Below are 26,010 nucleotides of genomic sequence, written 5' to 3'. Positions count from 1 at the left end.
CATCATTGTCTCATCGCACTCCAAACAGACTGGACAGGCGCGACAGCAGTCCCTTGCGGTTGCTCCATTCGGCGAGACCGTTGAGGTCGTCCGAAGTTGCGTCGCCATCGTCCTGATCCGCATCGGGCGCTGCATCGTGCGGACGGTCCTGCTGCCGACCCTGTGCGGCAACAAAGGTTCCGCTGGCTTCGTCGAACACCCAGTTGAGCTGGCCGCTTGCCTGCAAGCCAGAAGTAGCCCCGGTCAGCACGATGTCGTCGGTCTTGGCGCTTGTATCGGCTTCTGACTTGGAATGTGCCGCCGCCGTGCCGCCGGAAGCTCTTGCGCTCGATATCGTCGTGGCTTCGCCAATCGGTTCAGCCCGGGCAATGCCTGCGCTCTGGAGCAATCCATGCTCCTGCGCGCCGACAAAGACGCCCAGGCCATCATGGAAGAGCTGCGTTTCAGTCAGCGGACCGGCAGATCCGGCCTCCGGCAGCCGGCGCTCGCCGGCGGCCAACTCAGCCGACATCACGCCCGCGTCGCCCTCATCGTGATCCAAGCCCGCCTGATGGCCGATCTCGTGGATCAGCACCGACAGAAGGTCCATCCGTCCATCGGCGGCGCCGCCCGGCAACGCCGTCAGGTGCCCGGAGGCATCGAGCTGGAACTCGCTGCTGTCGAGAGGTGACAGGTCGACGAACCAGCCCTGTCCGGCCGCATTGCGGTCGATCATCACCGCGCCGAACACCGACTGTGCCAGCGCCGAGCCAGGCAGATCGGTGATCTGGACATCCAGGTTCGACAGCTTGGCAAGTTGTGTCGCGTCGAGTTGGCCGCTTCCCGACCAGATCGCCACCGCCTGCGCCAACATCGCCTTGGCCTGATCGATGCCGACCGCCGTTGCCGTGTCCGCGGCCTGGCCGAGCGAAGCAAGCGCCAACTGATTGGAGCTGGTGCTGAACGCCGACGCATTGGTGCGGATCTGCAGCCGGTCGAAAGACGCACCTGCATTGCCTGTCACCAGACCGAACTCGCCATCGGCAATTGCTGCATTGAAGCCATAACTGCCGACGAATGCGCCGTTGACGGTGATCGAGAGGGCTGCGCCTCGTATGGTCAACTGGACGTCATAGTCCGTCGTTGAACTGAGCGTGCGCGCGAAGCTCTGATCGATCACCGTGCCGCCCTTCGACGTCACGTGTCCGACCAAAACCTTCTGGCCAACCACATCCAGGGTGACGAACTTGTAGTCGTTGGCGCCGTAGTAGTCGAAGACGATGCCAGCGGTCCCGGCGGTCTTCAACTTCGCCGTCAGTTCCAGATAGGCGTCCGCCCCGATCGCCGGGCCGACATCCAGCAGATTGGTGCCAGCGCTGGCCGCCGCATTCAGCCTGCCGCCCGAGAGCGTCCAGCCTTGAGCCGCAGTCTTCGACATCGGATAGGTCGGCGGCCCGTTGAACTCGGCTGCGTAGTCGAGCGTGATCTGTGGTGGCAAGACCTGGACACGGAAGTTGTCCACCGTACCCTTCGAGCCGCTGTTGCCGACACCGACGAGGCCCTTGTTCAGCGCCACCGGCTGGCCATCGACGATGCGCGGCGCGAAGGTGTAACTGAACCAATTCACGCCGGCGACGGTCAAACTCACGTTCGTGCCGTTGACTGCGAGCAGGACATCGTAAGCCTGGTTCGCTTTGAGCTGCACCGGCTTGTTGGACTTGACCAATTGATGCCAGCCGCTGGCGTCGCGATAGCCCATCTCGATCTGGTCGTTCGAGATATTGATGCCGGCATATTTGAAATCGGTCGGCGAATAATAGTCGAAGATGATGTAGGAGTTGGCCTTCCAGCCGCCGGTCGGCTTGTCGGCCGTCAAGGTCGCCGCGAGCTCGTAGTAGATCGGCGTATAGGCGTCGAGATAGAGAACCGCGGCTGCCTGATCCCAGGTGCTTGCCGACTGAACGGTGAGCTTGCCGCTGGTGACGGCGAAATTGCCCTCATCGACCGCCACGACCTTGGCATTGCCGTCGTTGAAGTCAGCCGTGCGCAGCACGTCTCGCTTACCGCCCGGAATGTTGCCAGCCTGGGGATCCGTCGGACCGCCGGTCTGATCCTGCCAGAAGCCATGATCCTTCTGGGTGATCAGGCCGATTTCACCTTCCACGCCGCCCATGAACATATGGACGTGGCTGTACTTGTCGTCTCCATTGATGCTGCCAGTGTCAGCGGTGCGGGTGATGTCGACACCGTCGCTGAATGCCTGCGCATAGAGGAAGTCGAACAGTTGCGGCGGCACCTGCCGGCTTACCGTCGCGATACCGAACGGTGCGAACGGCACCAGGTAGCTGTTGTACTCCCCGACCCAATCGATCAGGCGGTCGCCACCGGTGTTGCCGATCAGGATGTCGAGCCCGGCCCCACCGAAAACGCGGTCCTCATACATTGGGTGCGTCTCTGGCTGGTCGTTCAGCCAGTTGTTGGTCGAGAGCACATCGTCGGCATTCATGAGGTCGTTGCCCCAGCCGCCATAGATGTGGTCGCGGCCAGTGCCACCAACGATCCAGTCATTGCCCAGGTCACCGAAGACCGCATCGTTGCCGTCGGTGTTGCGCTGCGCAAACGCCGTCGGCGTGCCGTTCGGCGCAAAAGCGATCGCACCGTTGACCAGCGGTCCTTCATTGTCGACGAGGTTGAGGAAATACTGGCGCGTGATGGGCGCCGCACCGGTCTTCCATACCGAACCATCGGCGTTGAACATGATTGTCCGGCGCGGATCGTACTCGTCATAAAGGAAGAACTCGCCGAGCCGGCTCTGCACAGGCTTCGGCGCATTCCACGGATCGCTGTCGGGACCAAACCTCAGCACGTCGCCAGGGTTCCATGGCCGCGAGAAGTCGGTGCGCACGATGCCCACGACATTGCCCGCTGCATCGAAGCGCTGCGTATAGGAATCTGGCAGAGCTTCCCCGCCGCCGACCGCATCGTCGCCGGAACCGCCATGGATGAAGTCGTCACCCAGGCCGCCGAAAATGATATCGTCCACGACATTGGCGTCAAACAGCGGATTGTCGCCGCCCTGTGCGTTCGGCGTCAGATTGTAAGGGGTCAGGTCGACCGCCTTCTTCATCTTGCCACCGACATTGATCGTCTCGGTCTGCACCTGTCCCGGAGTGGAGATGAACTCGTTGAGCACATCGCCCTGGCTGGTGCGCGTATCCGGATCGGTCGCCAGCAATGGCAGCACGCCGAACAGGCTTTCGCCGTAGGTCGCGCTGTTGCGGCTGGTGAAGATGCGGCCGTCGTCACCCAGGATGCCGTCCTCACCGGTACCACCGGAGATCCAATCATTGCCCCAGCCGCCGATCAGATCGTCGTTCTCGGCATCGCCGAAGATCCGGTCATGGCCGCCGCCGCCATAGGCGGTGTCGTCACCGGTTTCGCCATGGAACTCATCATGGCCGCCGATGTCCTGCTTGGCCCATAGGCCGAACTCGTTGCGATAGGCAGGATTGTTCGGGTTGGTTTTGGAGAACAGGTCCGGACGGAAGTCCGGGCCGCCCGGCGTGTAGTCGAGCAGATGGATGCCACGCACGACGAGGCGTTCGCCACCAGCGCGCGCCGGGTCATTCACGTCGTAGTTGAACTGCACATAGAGCTGTTGCCCGGCTGCGCCGGTCGGATTGATGTCGGTGTGATTGACGCCGACGATCCGCACGATGTTGCCGTTGTCGCCGATCATCGAGTCGGCATCGCGGGCAAAACGCGAATTGGCCAGCGTGCCGTCATTCGGCAGATTATCGTCATTGCGATCAATCTCGATGCCGGCGCCGCCGAAAATATAGTCGTCTCCGTCAGGCCGCATATTCGGATCGATGAGGCTGAAGAAGGACGAGGAACCGCCGATCAGATCATCCTGGCCGAGACCGCCGAATATCTGGTCGTCGCCGCCACCGCCTTCGATATAGTCCTGGCCGTCGGTCGCCGCCGTGAAGGAGGCGATCACCGTCAGCGGACCGATCGGATCGGTGACGCCGGCGGATGTGCGCGATGCGCCGACATGCGAGGTACCGGCAAAGGCAAGCTCGATGCCGCCGTCGCCCTGCACCACGTCATGGCCGAGCTGACCTAACAGTTCGTCATTGCCTTCGCTGCCGGCGATATAGTCGTTGCCGAAGCTGCCGACGCCGGCCGCGCCCTCGTCGAAGGCAAAGGTGTGCAGCGCCGCGTAGTCGACCGAATACTCGCTCCACCACGGAGCCCCGTCCGGATCGCGATACCGCCGCGCGATGCTGTCGACCAGCAGCAGGCCGCTGTTGTCGGCATTGACTGTGCCGAGGCCGGCCGGCATCGGCCGGTCGGTACGGCTGTACATCAATGTTCCGGCCAGCGTCTGGAAGCGCAGACTGAACGTGTCATTGTACAGATTGCCGTGAGCGCCGCCCTGGCGCGACAGGTAGACGTTGTCGCCGAAGACGCGATCGTCCTGCTGGTCACCATCGAGCAGATCATGCCCGGCGCCGCCGACGATGACGTCGCGGTCGAGGCCGCCGAACACCACGTCGTCGCCGCCATTTTGCAGTTCGGCCGATTTGATGCCGGTGACCAACGCCAGCTCGGTCGTCTGGATGCGCTGCTTCAAGGCTGACGGGAAGTTCGGATCGTCGACGAACATTTCGATCACGCCGTGATCGGCGAAGATGATGTCGTCGAAGTCGCCGAGCAGGCCGGCAGCCGCGACCGAACTCGGCCCATAGCCGAGATGCGAAGCGCCATCGCCGAAGATCACGTCGTCGCCCGCATTCATCAGGTCGCGAACCGACGACTTGACCGGCTTGATCGTCGTGCCGTTGGTGTCGGCATTCGGATCGGCCGAAGGCAACGGACTGTTGTCGACCGTGTCGATGAACAGCTGGCGCGTGAAGATATTCACGTTGACGCCGCTATCGCCATAGATGTGGTCGGCGCCGCGATTGCCGATGATCAGGTCGTCGCCGGAACCGCCGGCGAGATGATCGCCAGCCTGGCTGCCGTAGATCGTGTCGTTGCCCGCGCCGCCATAGATCGTCAGACCGACGCTCGGCAGGTTTGCCGACAGCGTGCCGGCGAACAAGGCGCTGGCGTCGATGATGTCGTTGCCGGCTAGCTTGTAGGGATTGGCGAGCGGGAACACCCACTCGTCATCCTCGTTCTCGCCGTCCTGCAGTTGCGGGAACGGATCGAACGGCTTCTCGCCGAATTCCATACCCAAGACATTGTGCGCCTGGCCGGAATACCAGATTCCGTCCTGGCTGGTGTCGCCATAGATGACCAGTGGCGAGTTCGGCCCGGCGCCGCCGGTGACGATAATATGGTCGCCACCGACACGCCTGCCACCGTCCAGCGTTATATCGACACCGGAGACGGTCATCGCAACACCGGCTTTCGGCGTCAGCGCAACGCTCTGCAGCGTTATCACGCTCGCAGTGAGCGCCTGGATGGTGAACGTGCCGGCAAATCCGCTCAGCTGCACCTTCTGGCCCACATAGAAGCCATCCGCCAGCCAGCTGCCGACACTGCGTGTCAGGCTGTTGGTGGTGATGTTGACGGTCGCCGTGCCGGTGATGGCGCGCGGCTCCGCGACGTGCAGTGAACGCTCGGCATAGCTGTTGAACGTGTTGAGCGCGAGCACCGTGCCGGCTGGCTGGCCGGCGCGTGTGTTCGGTGCGCTGAGCACCAGCTTGCTGCCGTCACCCCATGTCAGCGCGGAGTTGCTCGGCGCCGGCAGGGTCGCATCGGCGATCGCCAGAATGGTGCGCGTGTAGGTTTCGCCCGCAAGCTGGATTACCTGGCCAACCTGATAGCGGTCCTCCGACCAGTCGCGGCCGTCCTGACGGGTGACGATGATCTGTCCACCGGTTCCGGCGGCGATGTTCATCGGGCCGGTGCTTTCCAGATACATGTTGCCGCCGCCATGAACGAGCGTCAGCGCGCCATGCTGGCCTTGCACGTAGAAGCTCTTCACCGCGCTGTTTTGCGTCGCGAGCGGCGCGCCCTCGAGCGTCAGCGAGTAGCCGTCTTCCGATATCTCGATGATGCGGAAGTTACGCTTGCCGCTGGCATCGACCATCGTCACCAGATGTCCGGCGAGGTAGCCTTCAGCGGCCCATTTGACGTTGTCGTGGCGCGTGACGATGCCGCCGGTATAAGTTGGGTCGACATCGACTTCGGCCACCACGGTCTGCAGCACGGCGTTGGTCACGGGGTTGATGCGATTGATGGTGCGCGGTGCTTCCGAGACCGGCGCGAGTTGTCCGCCGATGACGCGCATGACCGCGCCGGCGATCGCCACGATCTGATACTCGCCCTGCGCAAAGTCTTCGGCGATCGAGATGAAGTCCCCGACCGCAAAGCCGGCCCAGTTGCCGCCGTCGGTGCGCGTGATAATGCCGCCCGCCGTCGTCGTGGCCACATCCACCGACTTGTTGAGCGTGATCACATCCTTATCGAAGGCGGTGATGGTGTGCGGCCCGTCCGCCACGCTGGCCAGCGTCGGTCCGCTCAGAACCAGGATCGAGTTGTCATTCGGATCCGCGCCTTCGGCCGGATTGGCCGGATTGATCAGCGCATCATTGATGGCGACGATCGTCCAGACGCCCGGCAGGTTGTCGATCTTCACCGTTTGGCCGACGAGGAAGCCCATCGCTTTCCAGTCGAATCCGGTGCGCACGATGGTGCCGCCGTTGACGCCGGATGGCGTTATGTCGAACGTGCTCGTCACCTGCACCGGCGGCGCAGGATTGAGCGTGCCCTCGATGACGAGCTTGTCGTTGCCTTCACCGAGCATCAGATTGACCACCTCGATGGTGCTCTTGGTGCTGTCGGTGCCGAAATCGCCGTTCTGGTCGACGCTGATGCGTCCGAAGCTGATGCCACCCGGGAAGAAGCCGGATTCACCGAAAGTCGGATCGCCGGTCACACCGAGCCCCAGGCTTAGATTGTCAGCCATGTTGAAGCCGGTGAGCGTCGTCGCCGTCATCACGCCGCCGACATCTTCCTTGCTGGTGTCGTTGAAGATGTTCAGCACGTCGATCTGTTGCGATTCCGGCGGCTGCTGGCCGATCGCGATCAGGAAGTCGTCGGCTTCGCCTGGCAGCTTGAGGCCGTTCTCGAGTGAACGGTCGGCGCCGGTGACGCCGCCCTCGACAGCCAACGGTCCGCGCAGCTTGGACAGGTAATGGCCGGAAACCGGGAAAACCTTGACGCCTTCGCGGGTGATCGGCACTTCGTATTCGGTGTCGGCGCGCAGTTCGACCGTCTGCTGCTGGTAGTAGTTGGCCGGCGTGAACACGGCCAGGGCCGCGGTGCGAACCACGTGCACATCGTTCAGCGTGGCGCCGAGATGCGGCAGGATCTGCGCGACATTGGTGCCGGTGATCTGGATCGAGGTGTCCTTGGTGTCGTTGTCGCCGCGGATGATCGCGATCTTGAAGTCGCCGATCAGATTGTCGGCCGTATCGAACACGCGGATCCACTGTCCTTCGAGGAAACCGAATGACAGCCAGCCATCGTCCTTGTCGCCAAGTCCGGCGATGGTGATCCGGTAGGTCGGCACAAGTCCTTCCATGACCTGCTCGAAGCGGATATTGCCGGTGTACTCGCCGTCCCGCGCCAGATCGGACAGGATGACGTCGTCCTTCGCGCCTGTCGCTGCCAACAGCCTGTCGACCTTGAAGAACTTTCCGTCCGCATCGATCGAGGTGATGAAATAGTCGCCGCTGCCGGCGCCGGCATTGCCGATGCGTATCTGCTGGCCGACGAAGAAGCCTTCATCGACGAAGCTGCCGAGATCGGCACCGGTGCTACGCGTGATCTTGCCCAAGCCACCTTCGTTGGAGAAGACAAGATTGCCGTCGAATATCTGCGTTGGCCTGAGGCCGCCAATGATGCTGTATCCGGAGCCGGGCGTGACCGCGACGCCATTGACACTAACGACATCCGCCAGACCGTCCGTTAGTACCGCGACGCTGACGTTGGTCGACGGCGCCTTGGTCAGCCGGATCGTATAGTCGTCGGTGTCCGATCCATCGCCGTTGAGCAGCGTATTGCCTTCACTCTCCAGCACAACCGCGCCGGCGCTGTCATTGTCGATCACGTCGATGTCGACATAGCCCGGGCCTGAGCGCAGGTTCGGGAAGACATAGTTGTGGTTGGCGTCGACTGTCAGCGCCTGGTCGAGCTGGAAGAAGATCGCCGCCGTGTGCGGGTCCTCACGCGGGATGTCGTCGCGCGCTTCGATGCCGACGCGCACCGCATCGTTCCAGTTGCCGCTGTCGAAAGTGATGCGCCAGTAGCCGTCGGCACCCTTGAACATGCGGTTGTCGAGACCGTTCGGATCATCGACGTCGTAGATCATGATGTTTTCGTCGCTGAACTCGTTGACGTACAACTTGACGACGATCGTGTCGCCCGCGTCGGGCGCCTTGGCGAGCTGCACCAGCAGTTCGTCATTCAGCTTGGTCGTGGCATTGCCTTCGATGACCAGCGAGCGGCCATCTTCGGTGTTCGTGCCGGGCGTCACCTCGGTGACATAGATTCCGGGCGTGTCGTTGTCACGCAGGTCGACCTCGACGTTGCGCACGTCCGCCGCGTCGAAGGGATCGCCGTTCGGATAGGCCGCGGCCAGCAGTGCCGGTGCGACACCGCTGGTGTCGGAGATGACACTGTGCTGGACGACGACCACTCGATCGCCCTCAGCGCGCAAATCGTCGGGCGCATAGAGGTACACGTTCTGCGCCGTGTTCCAGTTGGTACTGTCGAAGGCCAGCACGATCGAGCGGTCGTTGATGATCGTCGGAACGCCGTTGATGGTGATGACATGCTGGAATTCGCCGTCGGTTCCGACAGCGCCGGGATCCAGCTTCGATAGCCAGATCGTATCGCCGATGCCATTCGGCAACGGTGCCGGATTGATCAGCGTGCCGTCTTCTTCCTGCTGTGGCGAACGTGCCGCCGAGATCGTCACATAGACGATCTGGCCGGCCAGCGGCGCCACCGCCAGCCTGACGGTGTAACTGTCGACATTGCGCGGCCCGCCTTCGCGAACAGCCGTGAAGCCATCCGTTTCGTCGATGCGGACGATGCCCTCCTGGGGGCCGGCCACGTGATAGTCGAAGCCGTCGACGAGGACGCCATCGTAGAGTGGATCGCCCGAAGTGACGAGGTGGTCAACGGCGCCGGAGGCACCTTCGAGTTCGCGCGTGATGATATCTTCCGTGACATCGCCCGCGACATTGATCGTGTCTGAACCCAGACCGCCGATAACGCGATAGGCTACGCCGAAAGCCGTCGATTGGACGAAGAATTCATCGTCGCCTTCAAGCCCGTCGACCTCGACCACTTCGATCGTGGTGTAGCGAACGTTGAGGCCGGCGCCGAAGATACCCTTATCGGTGATGGCGAAATCGTCGGCGAATTCCGTGCCGAGGATAACCAGCTTGTCAAAGCCGGTGCCGCCGTCGACCGAGACCGGCGCGTTGACGTTGTATTGCACTTCGTCTTCGCCGCCGCCGGCGCGGATGTCCGGCGCGCGCGCGACCGAGAAGCCGAGCCCGATGATCGACTTGGCGACGCCGAAGTCGTCCAGCACGATAACGTCGTCGGTATAGTCGTCAGGCGTCGAGTCAGCGTCGGCGAAATTGATCACGCCATCGCCATTGGTGTCGAGCGTCACCGCCGGCAAATCGTCCTGATCGATCGTGCCGTCACCATTCCAGTCCTGGTTGGCGACCGCCGCAATGGCGAACGCGCGGACGATGAACAGGTCGTTGTTGTCGTCGCCTTCGAGCCGCAATTCGGCCTGGTTGGCATAGACCCGGAATTCGTCGTTGCCGGTGCCGCCTTGCGCCACCATCGGCGCACTGATGCCCGGGCTCAGCCAGCCGCGTGTCGTGGCCACCATGTCGGGGAACACGTCCTGGTCGAGCAGGTTGCCGCCGAAGAACGGCGTGACGCCGTTTTCCGCATCGCCGGTGCGTTTGGTGCCGAATATCTGGCCGATGTTGAAGGAGTCGTCACCGGCGCCGCCTTGCAGCGAAACGATCGCCGTGGTGTCGTCGGAGTAGAAATTGTCGTTGCCGCCCTGCCCCTCGATGGTGATCCGGCCATTCAGCGCGGTGTCGTAGTTGATGCGCGCGACTTCGTTCGAAGGCTCATTGTCCTCGATCGTATCGGCATAGGTCTTCGGCTGTCCGTAGACCATGGCGACGTAGCCTGGACGGTCGGCGGCTTCGTGCGGCAGATAGTTGGCGCCGCGCAGCAGGAAGATGTCGTCGATCGGCTTGTTGCCGCCGATCAGACCATTCTGCGACGAATCGTACCCGAAGATCGTCAGTTCATCGACACCGTCGATAGGACGCCCGCTGTCGAGAATGTTGATGACGTAATTGCGCTGGAAGTCGGTGCCCGCGGTGCCCTGCCCCGGATTGTTGGAGCCAAGCGTGTAGATCTCATAGAGATCGGTGCCCGACACGCCGTCGAGCGTAAGCGTGTGCTCGGCCGCCGTCTGCATGTTCGGAGAGGTTTGCGTCGTGGTATCCTGGAGGTAGTAGACGCGGAAGCGGTCTTCGCCATCGACGTTGTTCACATCGAGGTTCTGGCTGCCATAGGCGCGGGTCTTCGAGCCGAGGAAGACGTAACCGGCGCTGCCCTGCGTGTTGGTGCCACCGGCACCGGACGTGTCGCCGAACTGGATCGTGTCGACATCCGTATTGCCGAAGATTCGGGTCAGCACGGTCGGTCCGGTGACCGGGTTCGCTGTCAGCGTCGGCGTTGCCGAGCCGACCGGCGCGCCGATCGTCTTGTTGCCCGGCGTCACGGTTGCGTTGGCGATGATGCGGCCGCGCAGCACCATCACGGTGCCGAAGGCGAAATCCAGGTTGACGAGCGCATGGATGACCTCGTTGGTCGCCGACACGTCGCCATAGATGTCGATGCTCTTGGCCGCCAGCGTTTCGCTGTTGGAATCGAGCGTTACGTTGTCGCCGACGCGCAGCAGCACGGAACCCTTTTCGGCGAAGATCTGGCCATGTGGGATCGCACGTGACGCATCGGGCTGGAAGGTCGGGAACGTCGTGCCATCTTCACCGAAGCGGGCACTGCCGCTGTGCAGCAGGTCGAGGTTCTCGCCCTGAACCGAGGTCTCGCGCACCGTGATGCGGATGTCGCCATCATAGGTGTGCGCCAGCACCAGCCGCAGATTGCCGGCGGTGCCGCCGGGAACCTCCGGCGCTTCGGCCAGGTAGATGTTGTTGCCGGCCTCAAGTGCGACGTCGTCATCGCTCGAACCGCGCGATGAATCGATCTCGAGGTCGTTGGTAAAGGCGCCGATGGAGCCATTGCCGTTGGCGTCGAGGTCGATGGTCTGCCCCATCACGTCGGCCAAATCGTCGCCCAAGCCGTTGTTGCGTGAATCCAGGATCGAGCCCGCGACGGTCCTTAGCGACACATCACGGATCGTGTGGACGGTATGAACATGCATGTCGCCGACGACTTCGTCGAGGAAGATGCCCAAAGTCGCATCCGCGCTGATGTCGAAGGCGCGCAGCACACCGAGCCCGCCGGCGCCATTGCGGTTGTCAACGTTGATCTCGAGGAAATTGCCCGGTTCACCAATGCCGCCCAGGGCCGAATTGATGTCAAGCAGCGTCGGGTTGAGCACCTCGGCAGCCACCTGGAAATGGGTCGGGTTAAACAGCCCCACGCCAGCGGCCATGGTGATGTTGCGGCCGGAGACATCGGCCTCGATCGAGGTCGGGTCGCCGTTGTCATTGCGCGCATCGAGGATGCGCCGCGGCGAATACAAAAGCACATCCGAGGCGTTGGAGCGAATGCGCTCGATGCGCATGTCACCGGTCTTTTCGGTCAGCGCGATGTAGCCATTGGTCAGCACGTCGATGTCGCCATTGCCGGCGATCTCGGTGATGCCCAGTACGTTGATGGTGGTCGCCGAGGGTGCGGGATTGGCTGCCGCGACGATGATGTCGCCGCCCGTGACGACCGAGCCTGCCTGCAGCCCGGGCAGCGTGCGCAGGCCGGTTGCCGGGTCGAGGCCCCGGAAATCATAGGTCGACGCGATTTCCGTGTTACCGGTGGCGAAGACGCCACGGCTCAGCGACGGGATAGCTCCCTCATCCGGCCGGAATTTATTGTAGTAGGTCTGTCCGCCCGCGGGCAACGCCGGCGCCTTGACCAGCAGGCCGCCGGACAGACCGTCGCCGAACTGTTCAATGCTGGCTTGCAGCAGCACGTCCGCCGTATTGCCGGCATTGATCCGGTCGATCTCGACGATGTAGAAGCCCCCGGCCGGCGCCTCGCGCAGCAGCGCCTTGAGGTCGAGGCTGATGTTGCCGAGCGCATCGGTGGTGAAGGTCTCAGCCGAAATCAGGCTATGCAGATCGGTCAGCGCGCCACCCGGTGCCAGATCGATGGCCGTGCCGGCCAGAGCGTTTGTCAACGTGGTCGCCAACTTGACGCTCTGCCCGTCGGGCGAAGCGATGATGTAGTAATAGCCGCCGTCGGTGAGCCCGCCGATGGCCGTGGTCACGGCATCGTAGCGCACCAGCTGGCCGGTATAGAAACGGTTCTCGACCCCAAGGAATACCTGGTTCGTCAAGCCGGCGACGCGGCCGGTGTCGAAGCCTATGCCGAGCGGCAGGCCGGCGCTGTCGACGATGTCGATGTTCACGCGCGCACCGGTCGCGCCGATGTTTTCGTCGGCGCGAATGTTCAGGATGTGGGTACGGATCAGCGACTGGCGGCCGTCACTGCCTGTGACGCCGCGATCGTTGGTGGCGAACACCGATCCGTCGGTGTTGACGATCGAGGTCGTGCCGATCGGGTTGTCGATCGTGCCGTTGATGTAGATATCGGAATGGCCTCCGGTGTCGGTGATCTCGACCAGCGTCGGCGCGACTTCGCGCACCACCTTGAAAGTCAGCGTCACACTCTGCGACGGGTTGAGCCATGCCAGCGGCTGCTCGTCGGTGACGACATCGATATTGTTGATAATGATGTCCTTGTCGGACTCGTTGCGGATCGACACGCGCTGCAACGTATCGCGGAACGTCCAGGTGCCGCCTGCGCCGATCATCGAGTTCGAATCGAACACCACGTCGCCGGGACCCGGATTGACGATGTTGTTGACGACAATGTCATTGCTTTGGATCGTGCTGCCTTCGCCTTCGGTCGCACTGCCGCCGCCCGCGGTGTCGTTGACCGACACTTCGACCGCGACATCGATCTGGCCCTCGGCGCCGACGACCAGTTGCTTGATGACCAGTTCGGGTGACCGGCCCGAAAGGATCAGCACGTCGGAATTGAAATTGATCGATTGCGGCCTGTCATCTGGACTGCTGCCGCTCGATCCGCCGGCGGCGAGCGAGCGCTTGCTGTCGTCGGCGTTGTCTGTCTGCGCGATATTCGGGCCGTTCACGGTCGAGGCAAACAAGGCCAGGTGCTCGGCCGAGCTCCCAGGCTCCTGCGGATAATCCGGGTGTCCGAGCACGACATCGCTATTGTCGCGCGGACCGGCCGTCACCAACGCTCCTGCCGCGCCGAAAATCTCGGACGAGACGTCGGTGTCGTTATGGGCGTCGGAATCGACGAAGCCGAACAGGCCCGTCGACCGGGCATAGGATTTCGCATGCGTGTCGACATTGTCGTAGCGGGTGATGAGGTCAACGCCTTCCCAACCCGTCAGGTCGGCGCCCGCATTGATCCGCACCTGCGCATCCGGCCGTGCCGTGATCGTGCTTTCGGCCTCGCCCTCGCCATAGAAACCGGCGCCGCGTCCGTCGCTGCCGGAGAAGACATGGAAGTTGTCGACCCGCGCCGCAAGCGAAGTGCGCCGCGCGCTGAGCACGGCGTTGGCCGCCAGCGAGACGATAGCGTCGGCCTGGTCGGCGTCCGGATCGACGTCCGGCGAGCCAATATTGACATGCGTGATGGCGTCGCCGTCACCGCCGAAGCCGATGCCGGAGGCGGTCGATTTCGCCGTCACATCGACGGATGCATTGGCCGTGGCCTTGGCCAACTGACCAGCCAGAACGATAGCATTGGAGCCGATCGTCGAAACCGTATTGTATTCGATGCGGACATCGGTGGTCGGGTCGGCCAGGCCGACCGCACCGCCAGCGCTCGACTGCGAGGCGGCGCTGGTAATGGCATTGCTTGCCGAGGCCAGCGTGAAGTTCTTGCCCGCGGTGATACGTGTGTTATCGCTGATCGTCGCCGCGCTGATGATGTCCTGATAGCTGCGCGCATCGGCATCGCCGATGGCGACGAAGCCGCCGGTGCCATTGACCGCGTAGGAGGAGGTGTTGGTCGTCACCGATGTGCTGACGGTCACGTTGCCCACGGTCGTGATCTGCGTCGCGGAGATCGTCGCCGAGACGTTCGGATTGCTGATGATGTCGGCATCGTTGATCTGCACGCCGACGAAGCCGCCGCCGGAACCCTTGGCATAGGCCGAGGAGACTCCGTCGCCCGATTGCGGGGCGATCTCACTGAGCGGAACCTCGCCCGGGCCAAACAGGAATTGCCCCGGTGACGCCGATGTGGCGCTGTCGTTGATGTCGATGCGCAGTTGCTGCTCGCTATCGGCGGCCGCCGAGATGTCAACCGCCAGCGCAGTGAGGCTGTGATTGCCGTAAGGGCCGGCAATCGCCGTCGGTGTCAGAGCAATCTGACTGCCCCCGCTCGGTGCATTCCACAGTTCGAACGTGTTGTCGCCAGGGCCACTGACGCCGCGCACATAATAGGTCTTGCCGTCTTCCAGCCCGCCGATCGGCAGATTCTTGGCATTGACCAGCGAATGTATATCGCTGGCGCCGACGTTGAGCGCCGGATTGGCACTGAGGCCCTTGTTCGGGGCCAGTGCGATGATCGGCTGATCGAAGGTCTTTGTCTGCGTTCCCGCCGTGACGCTGTTCGCGACAGTAAGGATCAGCGTGCTACCGGAAACACTGGCGATCGTGAACGTGCCAGAATTGGCGCCGCCGCCGCCGATGAACAGCGTGCCAGCGGCAAAGCCGTTGTCGGCCCAGTTGAGGCCGTCGGTGCGGATGATGCGGTCGCCAGCGGCATTGCGAACGAACTGCACCTCTTCGGTGATCGCGTCGTTACGCTTGAGCTGGATCGTCGAGGAGTTGACGACATGCACACGGTAGGTCTGGCCGTCGACCAGGCCGCCGATCGCCAGACCGGTTCCTCCGCTCGCATTCTTGACGTCGTAGACGACGTGTTCGCCCTCGACGAAGCCATGCGCCAGCGCGTTCCCGTCATCGTCGAAGAAACGGATGTCATCGGCGTTGGCATCGGCGATTGGGGAGCCATCAGGGTTGAGGCTGCTCGAATTGACGTCCACCTGGCGACTGACGAAAGTGCGCGCGTCCGGCGCCTCATAGGTCACCGCCGTCCCATTGACGAAGCCATGCGCCGCGATGGTTATGCTGTTGCCCGCGACATCGTCCGGTTGGAAATTCTTGAGGTAATTCTGTGGGTTGACCGCCTTGTCGAAGGTGCCCACCAGCTTGATGTGCGACCCGTCTATGACCAGCACATAATAGAGATTGCCCTCGGTCAGCCCAAAGCTGTCGACTGTTTCGTCTGGTCCCGGATAGTAGCGGACGGCATCGCCGCTCAGGAAATTATGGCCACCCGCGAACTCGATGATCTCGGTGTTTGGATCGATGTCGGCGGCATTGAAGACGGAGCCGAAATAGAGCGTGTTCGGATCTGTCACGCCTGCATTGACGACATTGATCACGCTGTACTGACGGTTCACGGCCGAATCGTCCGGATCCGGCCAGTTGAGGCCGGGAATGACGGCGCCGCCGCTTCCGGCATCATATTCGACCGTATCGCCGGTCACCAATCCATGCCCGTTCACGGTGATCGTGTTGGCGGTGCCGTCGACATCGACGATTTCGTAGGTCGGCTGCACGCCGGGGATCGGCGAGGCGGAGGCTTCGACCAGGATATCGCCGGTCGCGTTGATCACCGCGCCAGCGCCGATCGAGCTCGCAACCGTCGGGCTGACATGGGTCGTCGCATCCGAAGCACCGGCGCCGAAAATGCCGCCTATCGAAATGCCGACAACCTTGGCGTCGCCCTCGGTTTGCGCCTGTGCCTTCAGCCGCACATTGCGCGCCGACTGGATCGAGGTGTTGTTGCCGATCGAGGCGCTGACCGATGATGGGCTGGCTGTTGCGACCGCACTGTTGATGGTCAGTGCGCCAAGAACGCCGCCACCGGCGGCTTCCGCCACGGCGAGCGCGCCATTGACAGCGAGGGCTTCGATCATGATGTCCGTGACCGAGACGATGTTGGCGTTCATCGCGGCGTTGCTCTGGCCATTGGCCTCGGCTTCAGCCACGGAAGCACCGACCGCCGCCGCTCCGAACGAATTCGCTTCGGCATTGGCGACGGCATAGTTGCGAACGCGCGACTTGATGTTGATGTCACCGGTGATGGTGAATGCGCCGCCGGCGCCGATCGTGGTGTTGGCAACCGCATTGGACCTCGCGGTCGGCACCGAGCCCTGGCCGCTGAACAAGCCGCCGCCGGAGGCTTCCGCATAGGCCTTCGCCCCGCGGTCGGTCGCCGTCTCGCCCTGGTAATTGTGCGACGACAGCATGACGATGCCGCCGGCGTGAACCGTCGAATTGCCACCGATCGATGCAGTCACCGTCGGGACGACATTGACCGTCGCCAAGCTGGTGCCGGCCGCCAGTGCGCCGACTGAAAGCGCGAATATGTCGCCGGTCGCATCGTGCAGCGTCCACGCCTCGACCGTGAGGAGGCCCGTCGCGCTGATATTGGCGCCGCTGCCAATCGATGCCTCTACGTTCGGCTGAACATCTATGAAGGCGAAATTGAAGGTCAGTGCACCGAGCCCGGCAGCCAGCGCGAAGGTGTCGGAATCCACGTTGATCGTCGAGTCCGCATGGACCGTGATGGCCCCGACGGCGTCGACCTGCCCGATCTGGCTGCCCGTGCCGATCGTGGCCAGGACTTCCTTGGTGTTGTCGTCGTCATCGCCGATGGTGACGTCGCTGTAGGACGCGCCGACGGCCACCGCACCGGCTTGTATGCCGGTGGTCAGCACGTCAAACGTCTGGTTGCTGGTCGCCGAGACCGTGAGGCTGGCCGCGTCGTTGACCACCGTGTTGTCGAGCAAGCCGGCCTGTACGCGGCTGGTATCGTTGACCACCGCGACCGATGCACCGAGGCCGACGAAGCCGGCCTGCAAGGCGACAGTCGTGACATCGATATTCTGGCCGAAATGGCTTTCAAGGCGGATGGCATTGCCAGCCTTGAGGTTTCCGCCGGCCTTCGCTCTCACCTGGCCCGAGACATTGACGACGGAAATCGACGCGCCCAGGCCGACAAGACCGGCGCCCAGGCTGCCGACCAGGATGTTGGCTTTCATCTGTTCACGCGCGTTCACGACGATGTCGTAACCAGCCTCGACCGTCGCACCGCCTTCGACGGAGGCGGTGGTGCCACGCTCGTCGGTGACGGCGGCGGTTAGCTTGTTGGTCAGGGCGCCTGAGGTCAGTGCGTTGGCGCCGACCTTGTCGCGGGCGCCTTCAACACCAGCCTTGACGCGTGAGTCGGCCGTGTTGCTGTTGGCGCCGCTGCCGAAGCGGCCCAATTCCCCGGTGATGCCTGCGACGCCACCGTCGGCCTGTTCGCCGGCCTCGTCGTTGGCGGTCTTCGAGCTTCCGTCGTCCTTCGTCGCGTTGCCACTGCCACCCTGGTTGTCCTGGTAGGAATCGGTGAACGCCTCGCCGATCGACCAGACCGACACGGACGCGCCAAGCCCGGCGACGCCGACGCCGCCGCTGAAGGCGAACCCACGCAGAACCTTGATTGCGACCGCATTGACCGAGACGTCACCGCGCGCCCGCACCATGGCGTTGGCGTTGATCGCGGCAACCGTATCGTTCTTGATGCTGCCGAAGTCGATACCGCCGGCCAGACCGACGAAACCGGCGCCGAGAGCGCCCGCGAAGGACGTGACCCGGACCTCGTTGGCCGCGTTGACATAGACGCCTTGTGCGCCCGACACCGTGCCTGGATGGGCGAGGTAATCTGCAGCGCCCTGATTGATGTCGGCGCCGACCCCGATCAGCGCCTTGGTGTCGGAATTGAGCAGCGTCACGGTGACGGAGCCAGCCAGGCCGACGTAAAGGCCGGCTGCACCGGCGACCGTGACGTTCGTGACCTCTTCCGACGATTCGGCCTGCACGATGACGCCATGCGCCTCGGCCGCGCCGAAGCTAGTCGGATCGCCGCCGCCGACGATCGTGCCGGTCAGCACGCCGCCGATGCCGGCACCGTTGCCGGACGCGTCGATGCTGGCATTGTCGCCGATCGTCGCTTCGGTGAGCTTGTCGACATTGACGACCGCGACCGATCCGGCGGCACCGCCGCCCGACAGGCCGATGGCGACCGCACCCGCGACCACCACCACCTCGGAATCGTCCTTGGCCATGACGGCGACGTCGCCGCCGGCGACAATTGTCGCGTTGGCACCGACACGGGCATAGGTCTCGGTGTCGAACGACAGCACCGAGACGCCGCCCGCCAGGCTGACCGTGCCGCTGAAGGCAAGACCGGCGGAGACCACGATGACCTTTTCCTTGGATGTGGCGATCACCGCAACGTCGTTGTTCGCCTTCACGTCCGCGCCGTCATTGATCGTCGCGACCGTGTCGACCTTGATCACCGACACGTCGACGCCGGGCGCGCCCGCGCCCGAACCGCCGAAAGCCGCACCGGCCCCGACACCGACATGGCTGAAGTCGCTCGCCGCCGCAACCAGCACGGACTGTCCTGCATTTCCGGGGCCGGCCATGTCCTGGTTGATCTGCGCATCGGCTCCGATGAACGCCTTCGTCTTGGTATCGACGACGTTGACCGCCGCACCGACAGCCACGCCGACCGAACCGCCGCCGCCGACGGAAATCGCAAAAGTCTCGACATCATCCTTCGCCGAGGCGGAGACGGCCACGCCACGGAAGCCGGTATCGACCGACGCGGTCGCAACCCGGTTCTGGGTCAAGCCCGGATCCTGCTGGACGTCGTCGCCACCCTCCTGGTCGAGGTTCTTGAACTGGGTGAGGCCCGACGGCGTACCAGCCTCCAGGCTGCTCGCGGTCGGCTTGTTGCCGCCCTGCGGGTCGAAGCTCGACATCGCCTGGCTGCCCGCATACTCGATTTGGTAGCGGCCGGTTCTCGCCGCGACCGTGCCGTGGCCCTCGCCGGTGACGCGTGCGCCTGCGCCGATGAAGGCATCCGTCACCTTGTCGACAACCGCAACGCCGGCCGCGACGCCGACGCCGGCACTGCCGCCAATCGCCACGCCGCCAACAATCAGGTCCATCTCGGTCTCGTCGAGTGCCTGGACAAGCACGCTGCCGCGTGCCCGCACATCCGTCAGGCCGCCGATCGGCGCCAGCGGGTCCGAGCCAATGAAGGCGCGGGTCTTCAGATTCAGCACGAAGACGTCAGCCGTCAGCGTGACGCCAGCGCCGCTCGACGCGCCCGCGGCCACGGAGAACGAACCTATGTCCTCGTTGCCGGTTGCTTCGACCGTCACATTGCCGTCGACGTCGATGTCGGCGCCCGCTTCGATCGATGCAGTCGTCGTCTTTGTCAGCGTCGACACATTGACGCCGGCGCCGACGCCGGCACTGCCGGCGGAAACCGCGAGCGAGCCCGCGATTGTCAGGATATCGGTTTCGTCGCTTGCAAAGACCGAAACGCCGGGATCATTGGCGAGCGTCTGGCCGGAAACCTTGCTGTTTGCACCGATGCGAGCCGTCGTTGTCTCGGTCAGCACCGTCACAGCGACCGAACCGGCGACCGCCGCCTGCGCGGAAGCAGCGCCGGCGGCTGCGATGATCAGCACGTCATCGGTGGAAATCGCCGATACGGAGAGGCCGTTTGCGCCACCGGTGACCACGTCGGCGTCGCCATAGAGCTCCGCCTTTACATCGTCGAGATGGACAAACACCGTTCCGGAAATACCGATGCCGGCGCTTTGGCCGAACGCCGCCGCGCCAGCCAGCAGGAACACGTCCGCGTCGCCGGTCGCCGTCACGGAGACATCTCCGCCGGCGCCCAGATGCGATTTGTTCAGCGTGCTGCCGGCCTCGACGAAGGCCTGGGTCGATGTGTCGAGGTAAAGCACGCCGACCGATGCCGCGACGCCGGCCGAGCCGCCGGCGCTGCCGCCGAACGTCGCCGCGATCGAGGTGATGTCGTCGAAGGAGTCGGCATTGATGATGATGTTGCCGGCAGTCGTATCCAGATCCGCGCCACCACCCATCCAGGCGCTGGTGTTGCGCGTGATCACCTGCACGTCCAGGCCGATGCCGACGCCGGCATTGCCGTTCAGCGTGAGGCCGATGCCGCCCGCCCCGCTGACCACGGTCAGCAGGTCCGTCGCCTCGATCTTGATGCCGGTTCCGGCTTCGAGGTCGGAGTTGTCGTTCACCGACGCGTGCGTCTCCATGAAGATCACGTTGACGCTGGACGAGCCGCCGACGGCAAAGCCGCCCGACGCACCGGCGATGCCGGCGGCGAAGCTGGTGACGGCCAACGAGCCGATGACCGGCAGGTCTTCCGAGATCGGCAGCAGTTCGGCATGCGAGGTGACGTTGATCGCGCCCTGCGCTTCAGCGTCGAGATTGATGCCGGTCTGCGCCTTGGTGTTGAGATCGTTGACGATGTTGACGGTGACCGCGATACCCACGCCGCCACCGCCGCTGCCGGTGCTCAAAGCCGCACCGCCGGCCAGGTTCTGCATTTCATTGAGACTGACGGCGCCGATCTCGATATTGCCGGTGTTGGCGTCGAGATCGACATTGTCGCCGACCGATGCCAGCGTGTCGACATCAAGATAGTTGACGCCAACCGAGCCGCCGACCGCGGTGTTTTTCGACACTGCGCCGGAAAGGGCGCGCGCCTGGAACGTGTTCTTTTGTCCATTGCCGGTCGCGGCGCGGACCTCGATCGATCCGGCGGTCAGATCGGCGTTTGAACCGATCATCGCATTGTTGTCCAGCAGCACGATGTTGAGGCCGATCGCCGCGGCAACGCCGGTGTTGGAACTGGTGTTCGTGGACGTCGCTGTGGCCAATGCCCGCGCGTCGGTCGTGCTGATCGCCTCGACCTTCATCGCGCCTGTGCCGGCGATCGTCACATCGCCGGCGATCTGCGCCTGGTTGTCCGCATCGAGGAAGTTGACGGCGATCGTCGCTGCCACATTGGTGCCGCCGGAGCCGTTGCCGCCCTGCGTGCCCTTGCCGGTCTGCGCATTGCTGTTGCTGTCGGCCTGGCCAAGGCTGCTGCCGCCGCTCTGCGAGGGCGTCTTGGTGCCGCCGCTCTGGTTCTTGGCCATCTCGGTCTGGTTGGTCGTCTCCTGATCGGAGCTGGCACTGTCCGTTGTGCCATCGGACTTCTTGGTGGATTGGCCCTTCGAACTCGCCTTGGACTCTGCCTTGGTGTCGAGCATCGAGGTCGCGGTGATCGTCACCGTGCCGACGTTCTGGAAATTGCGGCCGAGGAAAGCGTCGTTGGTGACTTCGCCGATATTCAGCGCGATCGACGCGCCAACGCCGACGCTGCTGCCGGCGGCTTCGCCATCGGCAAGCGTGTGAACCGTACCGGTGTGCGACGCTTGCGCGGCCAAATTGCCCGTCAGCGTGATCGTTGCGCCGCCGCCGGTGCCGATGTGCGCATCCGTGTCGTTGTCGAAATAGGCGACAGCGATCGCGCCCCCGATGCCGGTTGCGCCCTCGGCGCCGGCCTTGGCCGTCGTCGTCAGCGTATCATTGGATGTCGCGGTGACGGTGAAATTGCCGGTCGTCCCGCTAACCGTCTCGCCGTTCTCGATGCCGGCAAACGTGGTGTTCAAGCCGATGCCGAGCGCGATCGACGCGCCGACGCCGACGCTGCCCGAGCCGCTTCCGGCCCCGGAGGAGGTCGCCGTCGTTGTGGTTACAGTCGTGTTGATCGCCGTGAGCAGAACATTGCCGCCGGTCAATGTAACCGTCGCGGCGCCGCTTGCTGGCTGATCGGCATGGTCGAGACCAATCACGCCAAGCGTGTCGGTATCGGCGAAGCTCAGCGCGAACGAACCGGCCACGCCGATATCGCCGCCGCTGGCGCCGGAGGTCGACTCGGCGCCGAAACGATGCGTCACGTCACCGCCGACGTTCTTCATCTTGGCTTCGGCTTTCACCCCGTCGGCCGTAATGATGCTGCCAGCCCCGATCGACGCCTCGTTGCGCATCGTCGCGATATTGATCGCCACTGCGACACCGACAGCGGTGCCGCTGTCGCTCGTCTTTGCGGTGCCATCGGCTTTCGCCGTCGCGTCCATATTGTTGGACGATTGTAAATTGAGTTCACCGACGCCAGCGCCATCACCGGCAACAACCGTGCGCCCGTCATTGATCGACGCCACCGCCAGTGACGACGAGACATTGAGGGCAAGCGCTGCCGCGACGCTGACATCGCCGCCGCCGCTTCCACCTGAACTGTTGGCCGATTTGCTGGCGCTGTCGCCATCATTCGACTTGCTGTTGGCCAGACCGACTTCCTTGTCCCGTTGCTCGTCGGCCTTGGTGTTGCCGTCCTCGTCTTTCTCGGCGCCAGCGGCACTCGCAATCGACTCCGCCTTGCTGGAACCGTCATTGGCGGCCGACAGACTGATCGATCCGTTCGAACGAAGATTGCGGTTCGATGTCGAGAACGCACGGTTGTCCACGAAGGCAAGCGCGATCGCCGCGCCGATTGCCGTCGAGCCGATGGCATCCCCATCGGCCAGCGTCGTGCTCACGCCGTGATTGCTGGCGCTGGCCGACAAATTGCCGGTGATGTCGAGTTCGCCGCCGGAACCGATTGACGACTCGGTGTTGTTGTCGATGACGTCGATCGCCACCGCACCGCCGATGCCAACATCGCCGCCTTCCGCGCCCGCTTCTGCCTTGGTGGCAGCTGTATGGTTGCCGGTCGCAATCATGGTGATAGCGTCGCCGGCAACGATGGTCGCGTTGTCGCGGATCGACGCCGAGGTGGAATTGTCGACGATGGTCAGGGCGACCGAACCACCGATGCCGAGTTCGCCCGCGGCGCCGCTCGCGTCGTCGGGAACCGCATCGGTCACGACGTTGGTGGTGGAGTTGGCGGTGAGCGACAGATCCGCGCCATTCAGATTGATCGAGGCGTTTGCCGCGACGTCGGCGGAAGCCTCGGTGATGACGATATTGATGGCGAGCGAACCCGCGACCTGCGTCTTGGAGCCCTCGCCGGCGCCGGAAGTCGCCTGGGCGATGAAGCTGTCGCCGGCCGCAATCGTGGCGCTCAATGACACCGCGCTCGCCGACAGCGACGAGGCGCCGCCGAGATAGCTACGCGTCGTGACGTCGGCGATGCTCAGCGCTACTGCAACGCCGATGCCGGTAGCGCCGTTGGAGGAAGAGTTCGTGTTGGTGCCGTCCGCCGTCGCCGTCACCTTGTCCGTCGATTGCGCGGTCAGCGTGATCGCGCCACCGGATGTGAGGGTGGAGGCCTGAACGAAGGCTTCGGTGGTCGGCCGATAATCCGACACCGTCACCGCGCCGGCAAAGGTGATATCGCCGCTGCTGGTCGTCGCCTTGTCGGACGTGATGCCGTCCTTATTGGGGTCCTTCAGGCGCTCCTCGGATTCGTTGTCACCGCCCGCACTTTGGTCCGATCCGCCTGCCGTCGACTTGGCGATCGTCGTGATATTGCTGATCAGCGTTGCGCCGAGCGCGATCGAATTGGGTGTATCGCCGGCATTCGCGCCAATCGTCGAACCGCCCGAGACATTGGCGCGGGTCGTCGCATTGACTTCTGAAACCGCAACGCTTGCGCCCTTGCCGCCGCTACCGCCATCGGCCTCGGTGGTCATCGTCAAGTTGCTGGTTGCAGTCAGCGACACCGCGCCCGAGACGCTGAGCACGCTGCCCGCGAGCACTTCGGTGATCGCGTCGCTGACCAGAACGGTGACGGAAACCGCTGCATCCTTCTTTTCATCGTTGTCGGAACCGGCGTCGGACTCGTCCTTCGCGGTCAGCGTGACGGTTACGGTGCTCGACGCCGACAGGCTGGCCGCGGTCACATTGGTGCTGCTGAACTTGACCCGCGCTTCGGGCAGGATCGTCGCGATGACACCCGCGAGCGGCCCAACTTCGAAAGTCTCAGCCTCGACATTGGCGGTCGCGGTTGCAGTGAATTGAGCCGCGCCCGTCACGATGATCGTGGCGCCGCTCAGGTCGATGATCGCCTCCGGGGTCGCGAAATACGCGCCACCCGTGATTTTTCCATCGTCCGCCGCCGCTGCTGTCAGGGTCATCGAACTGGCGTTTATGGTGCTGGAAACGCTGATCTTCTCGGCATTGACGGTAACTGCGCCGGCAGTCAGCGTCCCGGAGATCGTCACCTCGTCCTTGCCGTCCTGGCCATTGATGATGAGTGCGGTTGAACCGAGGTTCACCGCATTGATCGTCAAGGTATCCTTTGAAAGAATCGGAATGCCCAGATCATCGCCGAGATTGATGGTCAGGCTGGTGCTGGGTTTGTTGAAAGTGATCGACTCGAATGTCGAAATAAGAGAATCCGACGACAGCGTCAGCGTCGCGCCATTGTCGGTCAGAGTCGCTTCATCGTCGGCATTGCTGGTTGTGATGACCCGGTCCGCGACGACACTGTTGTCGATGATCGGTTCGAGCCCGTCATAGCGGAGCACGACACCGTCACGCGTGATTGTGCCCGACGTCTGGCCAGTAGCTGCATACTTCACCGAGGCGAAGGTGCCGCCGTCGAGAACCATGCTGTCGAAGCCAGCGTCGCCGCCAGCCATGACGCCACTCAATCTTCCGGCCGCACCAACAAAAAAGGTGTCCTCGTTGCCAGCGGAACCGATCAGGTTCTCGACCGTAACGAAGGACACCCCAGCAACATCACCTGAACCCTCGCCAGTGAGATGCCAGTCGGTGTCCCGCGGGGGGCCGACCACGGCGTCGCTGCCGGCGCCGCCGCTCAACACCACCCTGCCAGCCAAAGCAGGGTCGATCTCGCGCAGCACAAAGCTGTCGTCGCCCGCGCCCGCGTCAACGGTCAGCGAGACCGCCGGAGTTGCGAACTTGTAGGCGATCAAATTGTTAAATGTTCCAGCGTCAAGCACCGACAGACCGTCATTGGAATCATCTGAACTGCCGATGCGGATCACCCGCGCTTGCCCGGAAGTGTCGGCATAAATGCGCTGGCTGGCCGTCGTATCGTCCTCGACCGCGCCGACGTTTGCCAGGCCAATGCTATGGGTCAACGCTCCGGCTTGCGCGGTAATGCTACCTGACAGGCCGGTGTCGGTCGCCAGCCGCACGGCGTCGAAGCTGCCGCCGGTCATGGCAAGCGTGTCGTTGCCGGCACCACCGTCGAAGCGCACGTCGAGCGCCGCCAGGAAGTTTTCGCCGAAGTCGATGGTGAGTTTGTCGTCGGCGTCGGTGCCGCGCACCACGATATAGTCGATCTGCTGCACGTTGCGCTGGTCGATCAGCGTGTCCGACTTGTTGTCATAGATCTGGATCGCCTGGATCAGATTGTCATAGCGCAGCGAATAGTCGGCGCCGGCCAAGTCGTTCATGTCGACTGCGAAAGGCAAGATGTCGGCCGACAGCAGATAACGCGGTTCAAGCGCTTCAAGTGCCAGGTTCGGCAAATCTGATGTCTTGCTGGGCCGTCGGGCTCGCCCCGGCGAGCGCCGCAACAGCGAACTTGCCAGCCAACGGCCAAATACGCCAGGGACGGGTGTCTGTTCTTTGCTGGCTAATCTCTTCTGAAATGCTTCAAAAAAAGCTGGCCTCGACAAAATGTTCATTTTGCCCCCTCAAACATCATCTATGGCTAATTGACCGCAAGCTAACGTACATCCGAAAATTCTTGGGCGCAAGGCGA

Annotated in this window: 1 protein-coding gene; it reads right to left on the bottom strand. The window is 63.4% G+C overall.

What is annotated here, in order from left to right:
- Window positions 1-10: 10 nt before the first annotated feature.
- Entirely contained in the window at window positions 11-25,774 is a 25,764-nt protein-coding gene (locus tag NP503_RS29920) for an LEPR-XLL domain-containing protein (RefSeq protein ID WP_236383253.1), read from the bottom strand.
- Window positions 25,775-26,010 lie beyond the last annotated feature (236 nt).

This window comes from Mesorhizobium sp. SEMIA396 (genome assembly GCF_024518615.1).
In the GTDB taxonomy this organism is placed as follows: Bacteria; Pseudomonadota; Alphaproteobacteria; order Rhizobiales; family Rhizobiaceae; genus Mesorhizobium.
Note: the sequence above shows the minus strand (reverse complement) of the source record. Positions and strands in the feature narration are given on the sequence as shown.